Raw genomic sequence first — 16,768 nt, 5'->3', positions numbered from 1 at the left:
AAGGAACACTCATGGCCACCGGCGAGCCGGACTACGATCAGCTTCTGCGTGCCAATCTCGAACGCGTCTTCAACGAGCGCGATGATGAGGCGCGGGCACGGGCCATCGACGCGCTCTTTGCGGCCGATCCCGTGATGTACGAACCGGACAATATCGTGGAAGGCCGCGCCGCGATCTCCGCCGTTGCCGGCAAGCTTCTGGCACAGTTCGGCCCCACCTTCCGTTTCACCGCCATCGGCCGCGCCGTCGGCCATCACGGCCTCGCGGTGCTGCGCTGGGAAGCCGGCCCTGCGGGCGGCCCGGTCGCCGTCACCGGCGCGGATGCCGCACGGATCGTCGACGGGCGCATAGCGGAGCTATGGGTTCTGTTGAACGCGCCCGAAGCCTGAGGGCCGGGGCTCCCGCCGCCTCGGTGGGCGAAACGGCGGGTCCGTCGGCGGACGTCAGGCGGCGGTCTGGACCGCGTGATCCTTCAGCCGGGCGGCGAGCGCCTGCGTCGCGCCGAGGCTGAACAGATGCGCGTAGACCGCTCCGATGAGATTCAGCCGACGCAGCTCCAGCAACGCCGCCTCGGAGATCGCCGCGAGCTTGGCCTCATCGACGATGAACAGGCCATGGATGCTGGCGCTCGGGCCGTCGGGGGCCTTCACATCGAGGGTGACGCTGCGCAGCAGGCCGAATTCCTGAAGCTTGGTGCAGAGCAGCTCGGTGCGCTTGGCGGCCCCGGCATAATCCGTCACCAGCTTCACGGTCGCGTTGAGAACCGGCGTCGCCTTGCCCTCGTCGTCGAACAGGCGCTCGACGCCCTCCCCTACGCCGAACCCGGCATGGGCGGTGTCGACGCAGATGAGCGGGTCGCCCGCCGGCCGCTCGCCGAGGATGAACGGGAAACGCCGCAGATAGGCCGGCAGATAGGCCCCGTTCCAGCGTCCCTCGGTGATGAACAGGTTGGTCTGCGCCTTCAGCCCGCACAGGAACACGGCCGAATGGCCGGTGCCGGCGGGGGCGAAGACGATGGGAATCTCGCGCGCCGCCGCGGCAAACTCCTCGGCCACCGCCGGGATGATGTGCGCGCGGGCCGCGAAGCCGAAGCGGTCCGCGGCGGTCGAGACGCCATGCGCCCGATGCGCCTGGCTGTCGAGCGGAACGACCGAGGAGTAGAAGAGCGGCAGGTCGGACATGGGGGTCTCGGGTCTGGGGACGGGGAAGCGAGTGCCAGCGGTAGTTCCGTAGCGCCTCCGGTTTTAGCGTAGCTCCGCCCGCCTTGTCCCACCAAACCGCGACGAGGCCCCCCGCGGGCGGCCGCCGCCTGCTTGCGGGTACCGGCGCTTGTCGCCATAGTCGCGCCACGGATTCCCGGCCTCGTTACGCCCCATCCGGCACCGTTCGCGGCGCCCGGCTGGGGCTGCTGCGTGCGGGACGCGCCCTCCCGCCCGAGGCCCAGCATGCCCCGCAAGCCACAGAACATCCTCTACGCCGCCAACGAGAAGCCGCCGCTGACCACGCTGCTCATTCTAGGGGTGCAGCACGCGACCCTGTCGCTGCTGTTCATCGTCTACCCGCTGGTGGCGGCGACCGAGGCGGGGCTCTCCTTCGAGAGCACCCAGATCCTCATCACCAGCTGCATCATCTTCATGGGCGTGGCGACGCTGCTGGAATGCTGGCCACGCACAGGCTCGGGCCTGCTTCTCGTGCAGATTCCCAACATGGCGCATCTGCCGCTGGCGATGCAGTCCTATGCGGCGGGTGGCCCGGCGGTCTATGTCACGATGAGCCTGATCGCGGCGGTCTCCCAGCTCTCGCTGACCCGCTTCATGAACGCGATGCGCACGCTGTTCCCCCCGGAAATCTGCGGCGTCGCCGTCACCATGCTCGGCGTGGCCCTGGCCGAGCCGTCGCTGCGGCGCATGTTCGGGCTGGGCGAGGGCCCGGATTCGCTGGCCGATGGGCGCTATGTGCTGGTGAGCTTCACCGCGCTGGCGATTATCGTGGTGCTGGCTATCTTCTCGCGCGGCCTGCTGCGGCTGTTCGCGGTCGCCATCGGCGCGGCGATCGGCTGGATTCTCGCCGTCTATACCGGTGTCGCCGTTGCCCCGGCCGAGCCGACCTTTTCCTCCCTGCCCTATGTCGATCTGCCCAGCCTTGGCTGGCCGGGCCTCGGCTTCTCCTGGGCCATCGTGCCCGCAGCGGTGCTCACCGGCATCATTTCCGCAGTGGACATGCTCGGCACGGTCGTCTCCATGCAGCGCATGGACGATGCCGATTGGCGCCGGGCGGATATGAACCAGGCGGCACGTGCGATCCGCGCCAACACCTATAGCGACATGAGCGCGGCGGTGACCGGAGGGTTCGCCAGCGCCTCTTCTTCGGCGGCCATCGGCGTGGCCTTCGCCACCGGCAACACCGCCTGGCGCATCGGCATCGTCTCGGGCGTGGTGATGCTGCTCGCGGCCTTCTCGCCGAAGCTCATCGCCTCGCTGACCGTCATTCCCGCGCCGGTGATCGGCGCCATCCTGCTCTACAGCGCCGCCTTCCTGATCGTCGCCGGCATGGAGCTGATCCTCTCCCGCCGCCTGTCGGACCGGCGCATCTTCACGGTGGGTCTCGCCGTGCTCGCCGGCCTTGCCGTCGCGGTGCTGCCGCAGCTGGTGCATCAGGCGCCCGCCTGGGCACAGCCGATCCTCGAATCGCCGCTCTCGGTGTCCACGGCGGTCGCCGTCATCCTCAACCTCGTCTTCCAGATCGGCATCCGCCAGACGGCGTCGGTGCCGGTGACGGCCGATGACAACCCCTTCACCGCCACCATGGATTTCCTGGAGCGGCAGGGCGACATCTGGGGCGCGCGGCGCGACGTCATCTCCGCCGCGATCCCCGTGGTGGCCGAGGCGGTCGAGACACTGATCGACACCGGCGTCGCCGCAGACGGGCTGGAGATGGAAGCGCGTTTCGACGAGACCAATTTCGATGTCGTGCTGCTCTACAAGGGCGAAGCCATCGAGATTCCGACGCTGCGGCCCTCGCCCGAAGACCTGCTGGGCGATGCGCAGGCGGTGGCACGTTTCGTCGGCTACATGCTGAGCAAGCGGGCCGACAAGCTGGTGCTCGGCAAGCGCGGCGAGCGCCAGGCCCTGACGCTGCGCTTCGAGCACTGACGAGCGTTCCGCCCCACCACCTGCGCTTGCGCGCCCCAGAGCTTTATGGCTAGCTCGATTCCGCTTGGCCGCCGCTCTCGCGCGTGAGCCAGCCTGACCCGACGGGATTTCACGCCTATGCAGATCGACCGCTTCATCGAAAAGGACGTCGTCATCACCACCGTGAAGGGGCGGCTCGACAGCAGTTCCTCGCACAAGCTGGACGACTTCCTGGCGGAGATCCCGCAGGGCAACAACCCGATCCTGCTCGATTTCGCCGAGCTCACCTATATCAGCTCGGCAGGCCTGCGCGTGGTGCTGAAGGCGACCAAGCTCGCCCGCAGCCAGGGCGTGGCGCTCGCCATCTGCAGCCTGGTGCCGCAGGTGCATGAAGTGTTCGATGTCAGCGGCTTCACCACGCTGATCCCGATCCACCCCAGCCGCGACGCGGCCCTCGCCGCCCTCGCCTAAGTCAACTTCCCCAGCGGCATACGTCGGCGGGACAGGCCATGATCATCCGGGAGATCGACCTCAGCCTGCCGAACCAGCTCTCGCAGATGGAGGGTCTGGTCGCCGCGCTCGATTTCTTCATCGAGACCTGCGCCGTTCCGGCCAAGCCCGCCTATCGGCTGCACCTCGCGGTGGACGAGTTCGTCAACAACGCCGTGGACTATGGCTACAAGGACGGGCGCGCCGGCGAGATCGGCGTGCATCTGCGCCATCTGGGCGGGGCGCTCGAACTCACCCTGTCCGACGATGGCGATGCGTTCGACCCGTTCAACGCCCCCCCGCCGGACCTGACCGGTACACTGGACGAGCGCAGGATCGGCGGGCTGGGTGTCCATCTCGTGCGCACGCTGGCCGACAGCTTCGCCTATAAGCGCGAGAACGGCCGCAACGTCGTGACGCTCCGCCTCTCCCTCGCCGGTGAGGCCGCGCAGGCGCGGGAAGCCTGAGCGAGCCCTCTCGGAGGGTCAGCTCGATTCCAGCGCCCGGTGCGCCTGGGTGAAGTCGTTCACCAGCCGTCGCGCCATCCAGACGATCCGCTCGAACAGCATGGTCATGCGGAACAGCGCGTTCTGCGCGCCGGGCGTGATGTCCTGCTGGGCGGAGAGGCGCAGCCGCAGATCTTCCATCAGCTTGTCGCGATGGCCGAGCAGGCCGAGCACCAGCGCATCATCCTCAGCCCCCAGGCTCTCGCCATGCTCGGCGACGGCGCTCAGCAGCGCGTGCAGCGCCTCGATCAGCCGCTGGGCGGTGTCGACCGCCTGCGCCTCGCGGGCCGCCTCGACGAATTCCGCCAGCGCCTCATGCAGCGCCCCGGCATTGGTGGCGCCCTCATCCACCAGCAGCGCGGTCGCCACCTGCTCACGGGTCAGCACGCCATCGAGCAGCGTGGCGAGATAGGCGCGGATGGTGCCGGCGAGCGACTGGCCGGCGGTCTTGAGCGTCGCCGCCGGCGGAGTGCTGGGCTCGCCCTCGTCGCGCACATGGTCGAGCAGCAGCGGCAGGCGGGCGCTGAGCCGCGCCAGTTCGCGCAAGGCGAGATCGAGCGCGGTTGACGGATCGGCCGCCGCCTCGCGCAGCAGGAAGGCGGGCTGGGCCAGCGTCTCCGCCGGGCTTTCGCGCGTCACCCGCAGCAGGAGATGCCGCGTCGGCGTTTCCAGCAGGTTGGTGATGAAGGCGCCGCCGATCTGCGCCAGCAGGAACAGGATGGCGATCTGCGCGCCGGCTTCCTCGCCCACGAGGCCAAGCGCGCCATCAAGATGGGCGGGAAACAGCGCCGCGACCACGCAGACCAGCGCCAAGAGCGCCGAGCCGGCAACCTTCTGCAGCACCTGCAGCGCGAAGACGATGCGCCCAGACATCGCCTCGCCGGGAATGAGGATGATGTTGTTGACCGACCCTGCGAGGTTGGCCCCGGCCACCAGAGGCAGGGCGGCGCCGAGATCGAGCAGATCGCTGCCCACCGCCGTCACCGCGATCGCCGCTGCGACGGAGGAGGACTGCGCGGCGAGCGCGAAGGCGGCGCCGATCCCCGCCAGCAGCCAGGGGTTGCCCACGGCGATCTCCCACAGGGGATTGCCCATCAGGCTCGCGCGCATGGGCCCCACCGCGACGGAGACGAGGTGCATGCCGAACAGCAGCAGCGCGGCCCCGAGCGCGGCTTCCATCACGTTGCGCATCCGGTCGCCGCGCGCCAGCTTGAAATAGGTGGCGAAGCCGACAAGGCCGATGACGATGGCGGCCGGCGTCGCGGTGTCGATAGCGACGATCAGCGGCAGCAGCGCGGTGCCGACATTGGCCCAGGTCGGCGCCAGCAACGCCGGCCCGTCCGGCAGCACGCCGCCGCGCACGAAGGAGACGATGATCCACGACACGGCCGTGGAGCTCTGCGTGACCATGCCGGCCACGACGCCACTGACCGCCGTGCTCAACGGCGCCCGCAGCGCCCCGGCGAAGGCCGCACGGGCCCGCCGACCGACCAGCGGCACGAGATTGGCCGAGAGGCCGCGCACGCCGATGAAGAACAGGCCGAGCCCGCTCAGCAGAAATCCAACCGGTCCCATCGGATCACGCCCCGGACGCAGGAAGGCCGCGGCGCGGCAGCAAAGGCACGGTTCTCATGACAGGCCGAGCAGCGCGTTGATCTTGCCCATCAGCCGGGGCAGCTCCACCGGCTTGGTGTCGAAGTCGTCGCAGCCGGCCGCCAGCGCCTGCTCGCGGTCCTGCGCCATGGCATGGGCGGTGAGCGCGATGACGGGGATGGCGCGGGTGGCGGGATCGGCCTTCACACGCCGCGTCGCCTCCCAGCCATCGAGCACCGGCAGGCTCATATCCATCAGGATCAGGTCCGGCGTCTCGGAGCCGGCGAGATCCACCCCTTCCTGACCATTGACCGCGATCACCACCTCGAAGCCGTTGCGCGTCAGGCGCCGGCTCAGCATGTCGCGGTTCATCTCATTGTCTTCGACCAGCAGAATTTTCGGCATGTTCCCTCCTCACCCCGGCTTGTGGCTGGCGATGGTGGCCAGCGCCGAACCGAGCGAGCCGATAGGCTGCGCGCTCTTGTTGAGGATCAGCAGCGTGTTGCGGGCGAGAAACTCGCGCTCCTCGGCCGTGAGTTCCTTGGCCGTCAGCACCACGATGGGCAGGTCGCCGAAACGCTCGTCCGCGCGCACACGCGAGAGAAACTCGAAGCCGTCCATCTCCGGCATCATCAGATCGAGCAGCACCAGCGCCGGCAGATGGTGGGCCTCCAGCCAGTCGAGCGCCGCCTGGCCGTTGCCCGCCTCGGCGGCGTGCAGCCCGACATCCTCGATGGTCTTGCGGATCATGGCGCGAACCTGCGGATCGTCATCGACGACCAGCACCAGCCCCTCCTCTTCGCCTGGCGCGAATTTATGGATGAGGGCAATCAGCCGCTGCCGGTCGATCGGCTTGGTCATGTACTCGGAGGCACCGAGCGAATAGCCGAGATTCCGGTCGTCGACGATGGTCAGCATGATGACCGGGATGTGCTCGAGCGCCGGCTCGGACTTCATGATGCCGAGCACCGACCAGCCGTCGATCTTCGGCATCATCACGTCGAGCGTGACGATGTCCGGCGGCTCGCGGCGCATGATGTTGAGCGCCTCGATGCCGTCGCGGGCGTGGCGCAGCACATAGCCTTCCTTGCCGAGCGTCGCCGCCAGCACCTCATGCACCGCCGGGTCGTCATCGACCACCAGCACGGTGATGGCGCCGGGCTCCGCCGGCGCGCCGGGATCGGAAAGGTCGGGCGCCGCTCCGCTCTCCACAGCGGCCGCCTTGGTCTCGACCGGCAGCTCGATGGTGAAGGTCGAACCCGCGCCGGCCTGGCTGGCGACGTTGATCGTGCCGCCGAGCATGGCGGCGAAGTGCTTGGTGATGGTGAGGCCGAGGCCCGTGCCGCCAAAATTGCGGGTGGTGGAGCTGTCCGCCTGGGTGAAGGCCTGGAACAGACGGCCCATCTGCTCCTCACTCATGCCGATGCCGCTGTCGGCGACCTCGAAGCGCACCACCTCGCCGCCCTCGCCCTCGATGCGCAGGAGGCGCAGCACGACCTCGCCCTTCTTGGTGAACTTGGCGGCGTTGCTGAGCAGGTTGATGAGGCTCTGCTTGAGCTTGGTCACATCGGTGCGCAGCGAGCCGATATCCAGCGGGCAGTCGATGACGAAGCGGTTCTCGTTCTTCGCCATCATCGGGCTGACGATGGTCTTCACCTCCTCCACCATGCGGGTGAGGAAGACCTGCTCGAGATAGACATCCATCCGCCCGGCCTCGATCTTGGAGAGGTCAAGGATGTCGTTGATGAGGCCCAAGAGGTGCTTGCCGGCGGCCTGGATCTTGTCGAGGTCGGCGACCATCGCCGTGTTGCCCTCGTCGGCTGCGTCCTCGGAGAGGATCTCGCTGTAGCCGATGATGGCGTTGAGCGGCGTGCGCAGCTCATGGCTCATATTGGCGAGGAAGGCGGACTTCACCCGGCTCGCCGATTCCGCCGCTTCCTTGGCCTCGCGCAGCTGCTGCTCCATGCGCACCCGGTCGCTGATGTCGACGAAGGTGCCGATGATCGCCGGCTGGCCGCGGAAATCGAGATGCTCATGCGAGACCATCGTGCAGATGCTCGTGCCGTCCGAACGCGGCAGGTAGAATTCCTGCCGCTCGGTCGACGGGCTCATGAGGATATCGATCAGCCGGGCGGTCTTCTCGGTGTCGCCGACCAGCTCGGCGATGTGCCGGTCGATGAGCGTGGCCGCATCCTTGCCGATCAGCCGGCCGAAGCAGCCATTGGAATGGCGCACCGCATGGGTCTTGATGTCCATGATGACGAGGCCGACCGGCGCGGCGGCGTCGATCGCGCGCAGCTGCTCCTCGTCCTCGCGCAGCTTCATCTCGGCGATCTTGCGCTCGGTGATGTCGGTGTAGATGGCGATGAAGCCGCCGCCGGGCACCGGGTCACGCCGCACCTCCAGATAAGTGCCGTCCGGCCGCACGCGCTCGAAGGAATGGGGATGGTCGAGCTGCTTGATGCGCTGGGCCAGCGCCACCTCGATATCCACCTCGCCGAACTCGCCGCGCGCGCCGAGATAGCGGATGTAGTCGGCGAAGGTGTGCTCGCTGGTGAGGAACTCGTCGGGCATGTCGAGATATTCGCGGAACAGCTTGTTCCACGTCACCAGACGGTGCTCCGCATCGTACATGGCGACGCCCTGCGACATGTTCTCCAGCGTCGCCCGCAGCAGCGTGGCCTCGCGCCCGTCCAGCCCCTCCTCGGGAAGGGTCGCGGCCTTCGTGTCCTTGGTCATCTCTCCCCCTTGCCGCTTTTCTTCTCAGCCCGCCGGAACGCCGTCCGGCCCGAGCGCCAGCAGGATCGCCGCCATGTCGTCAAAGGCCGGCAAACCGGCCTCGAAGCCGCGCACGTCGCTGACGAGGCGGGCGAGCACCCGCGCCTCGCCCGGTTCCTCGGCGTCGCCCAATTCGGCGAAGAGGGCGGAAAGCCGCTCCTCGCCATAGAGTGCCTCCCCCGCATTCTGCGCCTCGGTGAACCCATCGGTGACGATGAGCAGGCGGTCGCCCTCAGCCAGCACGGCCTGCGCGCTCCGGTACGGAAACTCTTCCATCACGCCCAGCGCCGGCCCGCCAAAGCCCTGAAGCCGGGACAGGCCGCCATCGGCCCGGCGCAGGAACGGCGGCACATGGCCGGCGCGCACATAGGCGAGCTCACCGCTCTCGGCCTCCAGCACGGCCAGCGTCAGCGTCACGAACATGCAGCCGGCATTGCCGCGTGAGAGCGCGTCATTGACCATGCCCACCGCCCGCGCCGGATCGCCGAACAGCGCCGGCGCATCCGGCCGCGCCGCCAGCGCGCGGAACATGGCATGGGTGCGCGCCATCATCAGCGCGGCGGCGGCGCCCTTGTCGGAGACGTCACCGACAATGAGCGCCATGCGGTCGTCGCCCACCGGAAAATAATCCACGAGATCGCCGCCGACCTCCTTGGCCGGCTCCAGCAGCGTGTCGATGGTGAGCACGCGCCCGTCCACCGTGCCGGCAAAGGCCGGTGGCACCAGCGCGAGCTGGAGCGTGCGCGCCTCGTTCAGTTCCACCTGCTTGCGGCGCAGCTCGTCGCGCGTGCGGTCGCGCAGCGCCTTCTTCTCCAGCGTCGCCATGACGCGGGCGCGCAGCAGCGTCGGGTTGAACGGCTTGAAGATGAAATCGTCGGCGCCCAGCTCGATGCAGCGCACCACCGGGTCGATCTCGTTCAGCGCGGAAACCACGATCACCGGCAGGTCGTGAATCGCCCCGCTCGCCTTCAGCGCGTCCAGCACGCCGAAGCCGTCGAGCTCCGGCATCATGATGTCGAGCAGCACGAGGTCATAGGCGGTCTTGCCGATAGCGGCGAGCGCCTCGTGGCCGTTGGCGGCCTCGTCGAGGCGGCTGAAGCCGAGCCGTTTCAGGCGACGCATGAGCAGATCGCGATTCTCGGCGACGTCATCCACCACCAGAATCGCCGCGTTCGGGTCTGCCATCGGCGCGCCTGCCCCCGCTCCATGAAGTCGCGCGGAATATCCACGCAAAGCCCGGCCTTAGCAACGGCGGAAGCCATCTGACGCAGCGGCAGTCCGGCAGGATTTTCCGTCGCGTACCGGGCGGCGACGCAGCGGCATGGCAAAGCAGGGCGCCGGACCCTAGATAGGGAGGAGACGAGGGAGACAAGATGCAAAGATTGTTGGGCGCCCGCGCGGCGATCATCCTCGTCGCGCTGCTCGCGCCGGGCCTGTCGGCGCTGGCCCAGACATCGACCAGTCCAGGGAATCGCTACGTGCCGCAACGCCCGGATTCGGTGCGCCCGAACAGCCAGAACCTGATGCAGGGCCCGTCCTACTGGACGCCGCAGCAGCGCCGGCTCAACGTGCCCGGCGCCACCAGCAATCCGAGCCTGCGCCGCGACACCGGCAGCTACCCGCCCCAGCCTTTGCCGACGCCCGTGCGCCCGGCCGAGACGCCGCCGAAGTAACGACGAGGATTGGCGGCGGCGCGCCACCTAAGCAGCCGTCATCCCCGGGCTCGACCCGGGGATCCATGACTTTCCGAGGAAAGACGTGGATGGCCGGGTCAAGCCCGGCCATGACGGTGTGTGGACGGCACTGGCCAGCCTGTTCGGACAGCCCGAGGAGAGAGGGCCGACCGCTCAGTCGCGCAGCGTGTCCGGCGGGCTGGCTTCGGCCACCAGCGACGCCAGCGCCTCGTCCAGCGTGAAGCTGGTCTGGTTGGGCGAGCCGAGGCGGCGGATGGAGACGGTGCGCTCCGTCGCCTCCTTGCGCCCGACCACAACCAGCGCCGGCACCTTGGCCAGTGAGTGCTCGCGGACCTTGTAGTTGATCTTCTCGTTGCGCAGGTCGAGCTCGACGCGCAGGCCGCGCTTCTTCGCCAGCGCGACGATCTCGCGGGCATAGTCGTCGCCCTCGGAGGTGATGGTCGCCACCACCGCCTGCACCGGCGCCAGCCAGAGCGGGAAATGCCCGGCATGGTGCTCGATCAGAATGCCGGTGAAACGCTCCATCGACCCGCAAATGGCGCGATGGATCATGACCGGCGTCTTCTTGGTGCCGTCCGCATCGACATAGAAGGCGCCGAAGCGTTCCGGCAGGTTGAAGTCGACCTGCGTCGTGCCGCACTGCCATTCGCGCCCGATCGCGTCGCGCAGCGTGTACTCGAATTTCGGGCCGTAGAAGGCGCCCTCGCCCGGCAGGATGCCGGTCTTGATCTTGCCGCCGGACTCCGCCTCGATCTGGGTGAGCACCCGGCCCATCACGTCTTCGGCGTGATCCCACACCGCGTCCGAGCCCACGCGCTTCTCGGGGCGCGTGGAGAGCTTCACCACGATCTCCTCGAAGCCGAAATCGGCATAGGTGGAGAGGATGAGATCGTTGATCTTCAGGCACTCCGCCGCCATCTGCTCCTCGGTGCAGAAGATGTGCGCGTCGTCCTGGGTGAAGCCGCGCACGCGCATCAGACCGTGCAGCGCGCCCGAGGGCTCGTAGCGATGCACCGCGCCGAACTCGGCGAGGCGCATGGGCAGGTCGCGGTAGGACTTCAGCCCGTGCTTGAAGATCTGCACATGGCCGGGGCAGTTCATGGGTTTGAGCGCATAGACGCGGTCATTGTCCTCGGTGTCGCCGGCGGGCTGCACCTTGAACATGTTGTCCTTGTACCAGCCCCAGTGACCGGAGGTCTCCCACAGCGACTTGTCGAGCACCTGCGGGGCGTTAACCTCGCTGTAATCGGCGGCGAGGCGGCGGCGCATATAGGCGACGAGGTTCTGGAACAGGTTCCAGCCCTTGGGGTGCCAGAACACGACGCCCGGCCCCTCCTCCTGGAAGTGGAACAGGTCCATCTCGCGGCCGAGCCGGCGATGGTCGCGCTTCTCGGCTTCCTCGAGCTGGACGATATAGGCGTCGAGTTCCTCGCGGGTACGCCAGGCGGTGGCGTAGATGCGCGTCAGCATCGGGTTGTTGCTGTCGCCGCGCCAATAGGCGCCGGCCACCTTCATCAGCTTGAAGGCGTCACCGATCTTGCCGGTGCTCGGCATATGCGGCCCGCGGCACAGGTCGAACCAGGCGCCCTGCTTGTAGATCTTGATCGACTGGTCCGCCGGAATCGCGTCCACCAGCTCGACCTTGAACGCCTCGCCCTTCTCCTTGAAGACGGCCTTCGTCGTCTCGCGGTCCCACACCTCCTTGGTGAAGGCGGCGTCGCGGGCGATGATCTCGCGCATCTTCTTCTCGATGGCGGGGAAATCCTCCGGCGTGAACGGTTCGTTGCGGAAGAAGTCGTAATAGAAGCCGTTCTCGATCACCGGGCCGATCGTCACCTGCGTGCCCGGCCACAGCTCCTGCACCGCTTCCGCCAGTACATGGGCGGCGTCGTGGCGGATGAGTTCGAGCGCCTCGGGGCTCTCGCGGGTGACGATCTCGAACTTCGCGTCCGCCTGAATCGGATCGGACAGGTCGCTCAGCACGCCGTCGAGCTTGATGGCCAGCGACTTCTTGGCCAGCGACTTGGCGATGGAAGCGGCGACTTCCGCGCCGGTGGTGCCGGAGGCATAGGCTCGAACGGCGCCATCGGGGAAGGTGAGGTGGATCTCGGACATCTATTTTCTCCCGCCCACTCCTGCGAACCACGCAGGTAGGCTTGTTGGTCAGGTGCCGCGCGGGCCCTCTTGCTTTTCGGGCGTGCGCGCATAGCGCCACGGCATATACCACGCGCCATTCGCGGGCAATTCGGCCGGCACGCACTCGAAGCCCGACCCGCCCCAGGGGTGGCAGCGGCAGATGCGCCCCGCCGCCATCCAGCCCCCCACCCAGGCGCCGTGCCGGTCGATCGCCTCCTCGGCGAATTCCGAGCAGGTCGGCAGATAGCGGCACTGCCGGCCCATGAAGGCGGAGAAGCTGTAGCGGTAGATGAGGATGGGCACGCGCAGCATCAGCCGCGGCAGGCGGGCCAGCAGCGCTGCGGCGGAAGCGCGCGTCGTCACCGGCATGACCCCGTAGCGGGGAACCGCCGGGACTCCCGCGCGTTGGGTGGCACACACGCGGCGAAAAGGTTCAGCACATGCGGATGACAGCGCCTCTCACCCTTCTGATCCTGCTGCTCGCCGGGCCGGCGCTGGCGCAGCAGCCCGCGCCGCAGACGATGCCCGATGTGGCGCCCTCGCCCGCTCCGGCACCGGCGAACCCGCCCGGCCCCGCCAGCGGCACGCAGCCCGACCCCGCCGCCGCGAACCAGCCCGATGTCGATCCCGACATGCAGCGCGTCGCCGCCTGCAAGGCGGATGCGCTGGCCAAGCTGAAGCAGCGCTCCCCCTCGATCGAGGACATCTATATCGAGATCGACGGCCTCACCATCGCGCAGGCCGAGTCCAAGCTCGGCGACACGGCGGTGAAGGGCGTCATCATGGGCGAGGCCTATATCCAACGCGATCGCTCCGACACCGCCAACCGCTTCCTCTGCCTCACCGGCGAGAAGGACGAGGTGTTGTTTACCTTCTTCACCGAACGCTGACCGTCGCATCGTCATCCCGGCCGGAGGCGTAGCCGCAGAGCCGGGATCGCTCGCCATTCTGCCCACGATCCCGGATCGGCCTGCGGCCGTCCGGGATGACGACGTCTAGTCCCCGCTGTCGCGCCTACTCCGCCGCCGTCGCCTTCGCCTCGATCTGATCGAGCGCGTCGACCACGGCGTCGAAGGTCAAAAGCGTCGAGGCATGGCGCGCCTTGTAGTCGCGCACCGGCTCCAGCACCGCGAGCTCGGCCCAGCGGCCGTCCGGCGGCGCGCCGTTTTCCTTCAGCATGCGCCGCATCGCCACGCGCACAGCCCGCACTTCCTCGGGCGTCGCGCCGACGACCAGCGCGCCCATCACCGAGGACGACGCCTGTCCGAGCGCGCAGGCGCGCACTTCATGGGCGAAATCGGTGATCACGCCATCCTTCACCGCCACATCCACGGTGACGGTGGAACCGCAAAGCTTGGAATGCGCCGTTGCCGTAGCATCGGGCGCGGCGAGCCGGCCGAGGCGTGGTATATCGGCTGCCAGCTCGAGGATGCGGCGATTATAGACCTCGTTCAGCATCTTGTCCGTCCGTCGCGCCGTGCCATGCGGCTGCGTTGCAGGCCACCCTTGCTCACCTATATAGGAGCGGGTGCCCGCCTGCGAAAGCAACCGGATGTCACTTCCGGGGCGTTCGGACGGGCGTTATGATGATGGTAATGCGCTGATCCGTGACAAGTCATGGCACGTATGTCGAGTAATACCGGTGACACCCCGGCGCCCGGTCTGAAATGCGCCGTCGAACGGAGTTCGTCATGGATGCCGTGCTTGAGTCGCTGATGCGCAGCGCGAAGAACGAAGTTGCCGCCGCTGCCACCGAACAGCGCCGCCCCAGCCGCGAGGAAGCGGAAGCGGCCGTGCGCACGCTGATCGCCTGGGCGGGCGATGATCCGACCCGCGAGGGGCTGCTGGATACCCCCAAGCGTGTGGTGAAGGCGTATCAGGAATTCTATGATGGCTATAATGCCGACGCCGAGGCCGTGCTCGACCGCACCTTTGGCGAGATCGGCAATTTCGACGACATGGTGCTGGTGCGCGACATCGAGTTCCACTCGCATTGCGAACACCACATGGTGCCTTTCGTCGGCAAGGCGCATGTCGCCTATTTCCCGGTGGAGCGCGTGGTCGGCCTGTCGAAGATCGCCCGCATCGTCGATCTGTTCGCCCACCGGCTGCAGACGCAGGAACACCTGACCTCGCAGATCATCACCGCCATGGACGAGGCGCTGAAGCCGCGCGGCGTCGCCGTGCTGATCGAGGCCGAGCACATGTGCATGGCCATGCGCGGCGTGCGCAAGCAGGGCGCCTCCACGGTCACCATGCAGTTTACCGGCGTGTTCCGCGACGACCCGCAGGAGCAGGTGCGCTTCATGAGCCTGTTGCGGGGCAGGCGTGGCTGAGACGCGTGAGCCGGCCTTCGCCGCGCGCGGCAGCAAGGCCGAGATCGAGGAAGGCGAACGCCTCGCCCCGAAATTCGACGCGGACGGGCTGATCACCGCCGTCGCTGTCGATGCCGAGGACGGCACCGTCCTGATGGTCGCGCATATGAACGCGCAGGCCCTTGCCCTCACCATCGAGACCGGCGAGGCGCATTATTACAGCCGCTCGCGCGGGCGGCTGTGGAAGAAGGGCGAGGAAAGCGGCCACGTGCAGAAGCTGGTCGAGCTTCAGGTCGATTGCGACCAGGACGCGGTGGTGATGCGCGTGCGCATGGGCGGCACGGGGGCGGCCTGCCACACCGGGCACCGCTCCTGCTTCTTCCGCTCCGTGCCGCTCGGCGCCGCGCCGACGCCCGAGCTCACGCTCGCGGTCAATGACGCTGGCAAGCTGTTCGACCCGGCCGAGGTCTACGCCACCCCGAAGAAGACCGACACGCCCCGCTTCTGAGTGAGCATCTGCGCCGGCCGGCGACGCTCCCGACCCTCCGGCCGGGAGCGCGTGTGTCAGGTGGACATGATGTATTCGCGCATGGCGTGGCTCTCGCGCTCCATCTCCGCGAGGCGATGCTTGACCACGTCGCCAATGGAGATGATGCCGAGAAGCTTGCCGCCCTGCACCACCGGCAAATGGCGGAAGCGGCCGGCGGTCATGTGCTCCATGACCTGATGCACGGTCTCGTTGCCGTCGGCGGTCACCACCTTGGCGGTCATGACGGTGGCGACGGTGTCGTCGAGCCGTCCCGGCCCGTCATTGCCGATCACCCGCACGCAATCGCGCTCGGAGAGAATGCCGACCACGCGCCGCTCGGCATCGGTCACCACGATCGCACCGATGCGCTTTTCGGCCAGCACTTCCACCGCCTCGCGCAAGGTCGCGTCCGGGCGGATGGTCTGCACGTCGTACCCCTTCTCGTCCAGAATCGAACGAACCGTCATGGCATGCCTCCTTCCCATTCGGCAGCCGGTCGGCTCTCCCGCCGGCTGCTCGTTACGGCCGCGCTTGTGCGTGGCCTGAGCCGGAAATGATCCGCCTTAACGCAGCGGGAGGCAAGTCTGTTGCGAGAACGGGCCGGATCAGCCCTGAGGGTGCCGGGAATAGGGCGCGCCGTCCGGGCCGGAACGCACCGGATCGAACAGCGGGAACAGCAGCAGCCCGACGACGAAGCCGCCAATATGGGCTTCCCAGGCGATGCTGCCATCGGTGACGCCGGCCGGCGTCAGCAGGCCGAAACCGATATTGATGAGGAACCACACGCCGACAAAGCCGATCACCCGCCGGTCGCGCATGACGATGGACAGCGGCGGGGCGGGATAGCGCACCGAGGCGCTCATGGCGTCCGGCTGCCACACCACATGCCCTTCCGAGGCGAACATGAAGCGGATCGCCGCCGCCATGCAGCCCGACACCGCCGCCGAGGCGCCGATCATCGGCACCAGCTCGCCCTCATGGGTGACGAGATGCAGCCCCGCCCCCGCCGCCGCCGTGACGACGAAGAACAAGAGGAAGCGCAGCGTGCCGAAGCGGCGCGCCACCGGGCTGCCAAAGGCCAGCATCCACAGGAGGTTCAGCCCCACATGGGTCCAGCCGCCATGCAGGAAGGCATAGGTGACGAAGGTCCACACATCCGCCCCGGCCCCGCCCGGCAGAATCCCTTCGGCGAGCACGGAGGGGTCGAAGCGGGCGGGAATGAAGGCGAAGAGCGCGAGGATCTCGATGCCCGTATCGGGATCGACCATGTCGCGCAGCCCCTGAATGGCCAGCATCACCGCCGCCAGGACGGTGATCACCGTCGGCACGTTGAGGATGGGCTGGCGGCGCTGGGCGGCAATCTGGGATGGGTCAAGCACAACGATGACATAGGCGGCGCAGTGCGCGCGGGCAAGCACCCCGAGCGCGGGCCTGATCAAAGAATCGAGCGTGCTCTAGCCGCGCCGGGTTGCGACCGGCTTAATTCGCGTGATGAACAGCCTGCCAATATCAATGGTTAATGCCAAGAGAAACAGGTGTTAACGACCTCTATCCAAGGTACTCGTGAATCTACGCCGTCGCTTAGACCAGAATAAAA

Annotated in this window: 18 protein-coding genes; 8 read left to right on the top strand and 10 right to left on the bottom strand. The window is 67.8% G+C overall.

The genetic code is table 11. The annotated features are described in order from the left end of the window. Positions 1-11 precede the first annotated feature (11 nt). Complete coding sequence (locus tag OU996_RS13655) at positions 12-389, top strand: nuclear transport factor 2 family protein (protein ID WP_267582159.1); 378 nt, start codon at positions 12-14, stop codon at positions 387-389. Between the two features lie 54 nt (positions 390-443). Here OU996_RS13655 and OU996_RS13650 read toward each other — a convergent pair whose 3' ends face one another. Continuing rightward, complete coding sequence (locus OU996_RS13650) at positions 444-1,181, bottom strand: SapC family protein (RefSeq protein WP_267582158.1); 738 nt, start codon at positions 1,179-1,181, stop codon at positions 444-446. 264 nt (positions 1,182-1,445) lie between these two features. Between OU996_RS13650 and OU996_RS13645 the strand changes: the two genes are divergently transcribed. The 3 genes from OU996_RS13645 (at position 1,446) to OU996_RS13635 (ending at position 4,087) form a co-directional block, all read left to right on the top strand. Then, positions 1,446-3,152, top strand: coding sequence for a uracil-xanthine permease family protein (locus OU996_RS13645; RefSeq protein WP_267582157.1), 1,707 nt, complete (start codon positions 1,446-1,448; stop codon positions 3,150-3,152). A gap of 117 nt (positions 3,153-3,269) precedes the next feature. Further along, entirely contained in the window at positions 3,270-3,602 is a 333-nt protein-coding gene (locus OU996_RS13640; RefSeq protein WP_267582156.1) for an STAS domain-containing protein, read from the top strand. Between the two features lie 38 nt (positions 3,603-3,640). Next, the gene (locus tag OU996_RS13635) at positions 3,641-4,087 is read left to right on the top strand and encodes an ATP-binding protein (RefSeq protein WP_267582155.1); all 447 of its coding nucleotides are present in this window, start codon (positions 3,641-3,643) and stop codon (positions 4,085-4,087) included. Between the two features lie 18 nt (positions 4,088-4,105). Here OU996_RS13635 and OU996_RS13630 read toward each other — a convergent pair whose 3' ends face one another. The 4 genes from OU996_RS13630 to OU996_RS13615 are packed head-to-tail and all read right to left on the bottom strand — an operon-like array spanning position 4,106 to position 9,682. Beyond that, positions 4,106-5,701, bottom strand: coding sequence for a Na+/Picotransporter (locus tag OU996_RS13630; protein ID WP_267582154.1), 1,596 nt, complete (start codon positions 5,699-5,701; stop codon positions 4,106-4,108). Between the two features lie 54 nt (positions 5,702-5,755). Beyond that, complete coding sequence (locus OU996_RS13625; protein WP_267582153.1) at positions 5,756-6,124, bottom strand: response regulator; 369 nt, start codon at positions 6,122-6,124, stop codon at positions 5,756-5,758. A 9-nt stretch (positions 6,125-6,133) separates the two neighbouring features. Beyond that, entirely contained in the window at positions 6,134-8,458 is a 2,325-nt protein-coding gene (locus OU996_RS13620) for a response regulator (protein ID WP_267582152.1), read from the bottom strand. Between the two features lie 24 nt (positions 8,459-8,482). Then, positions 8,483-9,682: a PP2C family protein-serine/threonine phosphatase gene (locus OU996_RS13615; RefSeq protein ID WP_267582151.1), complete on the bottom strand. Its 1,200-nt coding sequence runs from the start codon at positions 9,680-9,682 to the stop codon at positions 8,483-8,485. A 188-nt stretch (positions 9,683-9,870) separates the two neighbouring features. Between OU996_RS13615 and OU996_RS13610 the strand changes: the two genes are divergently transcribed. Continuing rightward, on the top strand, positions 9,871-10,170 hold the full coding sequence (locus OU996_RS13610) for a hypothetical protein (RefSeq protein ID WP_267582150.1): 300 nt from the start codon (positions 9,871-9,873) through the stop codon (positions 10,168-10,170). A gap of 174 nt (positions 10,171-10,344) precedes the next feature. On the opposite strand, the gene thrS is transcribed toward OU996_RS13610, so the two are convergent. Both thrS and yidD read right to left on the bottom strand, forming a co-directional pair. Beyond that, positions 10,345-12,306 carry a threonine--tRNA ligase gene (thrS, locus tag OU996_RS13605; protein WP_267582149.1) on the bottom strand — a complete coding sequence of 654 codons (1,962 nt, stop codon included), beginning with the start codon at positions 12,304-12,306 and terminating at the stop codon, positions 10,345-10,347. Between the two features lie 48 nt (positions 12,307-12,354). Then, a complete protein-coding gene (gene yidD / locus OU996_RS13600) occupies positions 12,355-12,690 on the bottom strand; it encodes a membrane protein insertion efficiency factor YidD (RefSeq protein ID WP_420712633.1) in 336 nt (111 codons plus the stop codon). 83 nt (positions 12,691-12,773) lie between these two features. Between yidD and OU996_RS13595 the strand changes: the two genes are divergently transcribed. Beyond that, positions 12,774-13,217: a hypothetical protein gene (locus OU996_RS13595; RefSeq protein WP_267582148.1), complete on the top strand. Its 444-nt coding sequence runs from the start codon at positions 12,774-12,776 to the stop codon at positions 13,215-13,217. A 124-nt stretch (positions 13,218-13,341) separates the two neighbouring features. Here OU996_RS13595 and OU996_RS13590 read toward each other — a convergent pair whose 3' ends face one another. Further along, a complete protein-coding gene (locus tag OU996_RS13590; RefSeq protein ID WP_267582147.1) occupies positions 13,342-13,785 on the bottom strand; it encodes an iron-sulfur cluster assembly scaffold protein in 444 nt (147 codons plus the stop codon). A gap of 233 nt (positions 13,786-14,018) precedes the next feature. Between OU996_RS13590 and folE the strand changes: the two genes are divergently transcribed. Further along, positions 14,019-14,663, top strand: a complete 645-nt coding sequence (gene folE, locus OU996_RS13585; RefSeq protein ID WP_267582146.1) for a GTP cyclohydrolase I FolE — start codon at positions 14,019-14,021, stop codon at positions 14,661-14,663. Beyond that, on the top strand, positions 14,656-15,150 hold the full coding sequence (gene hisI / locus OU996_RS13580) for a phosphoribosyl-AMP cyclohydrolase (protein ID WP_267582145.1): 495 nt from the start codon (positions 14,656-14,658) through the stop codon (positions 15,148-15,150). The genes folE and hisI overlap by 8 nt, the downstream gene beginning before the upstream one ends. 56 nt (positions 15,151-15,206) lie before the next feature. Here the strand turns inward: hisI and OU996_RS13575 are convergent, their stop codons facing one another. Then, positions 15,207-15,638: a CBS domain-containing protein gene (locus tag OU996_RS13575; protein WP_267582144.1), complete on the bottom strand. Its 432-nt coding sequence runs from the start codon at positions 15,636-15,638 to the stop codon at positions 15,207-15,209. Between the two features lie 138 nt (positions 15,639-15,776). After that, complete coding sequence (locus tag OU996_RS13570) at positions 15,777-16,550, bottom strand: rhomboid family intramembrane serine protease (RefSeq protein WP_267582143.1); 774 nt, start codon at positions 16,548-16,550, stop codon at positions 15,777-15,779. Positions 16,551-16,768 lie beyond the last annotated feature (218 nt).

It is taken from the genome of Ancylobacter sp. SL191, from assembly GCF_026625645.1.
Classification (GTDB): Bacteria; Pseudomonadota; Alphaproteobacteria; order Rhizobiales; family Xanthobacteraceae; genus Ancylobacter.
The sequence above is the reverse complement of the archived record's forward strand: the minus strand, read 5'-3'. Positions and strand labels throughout refer to the sequence as shown.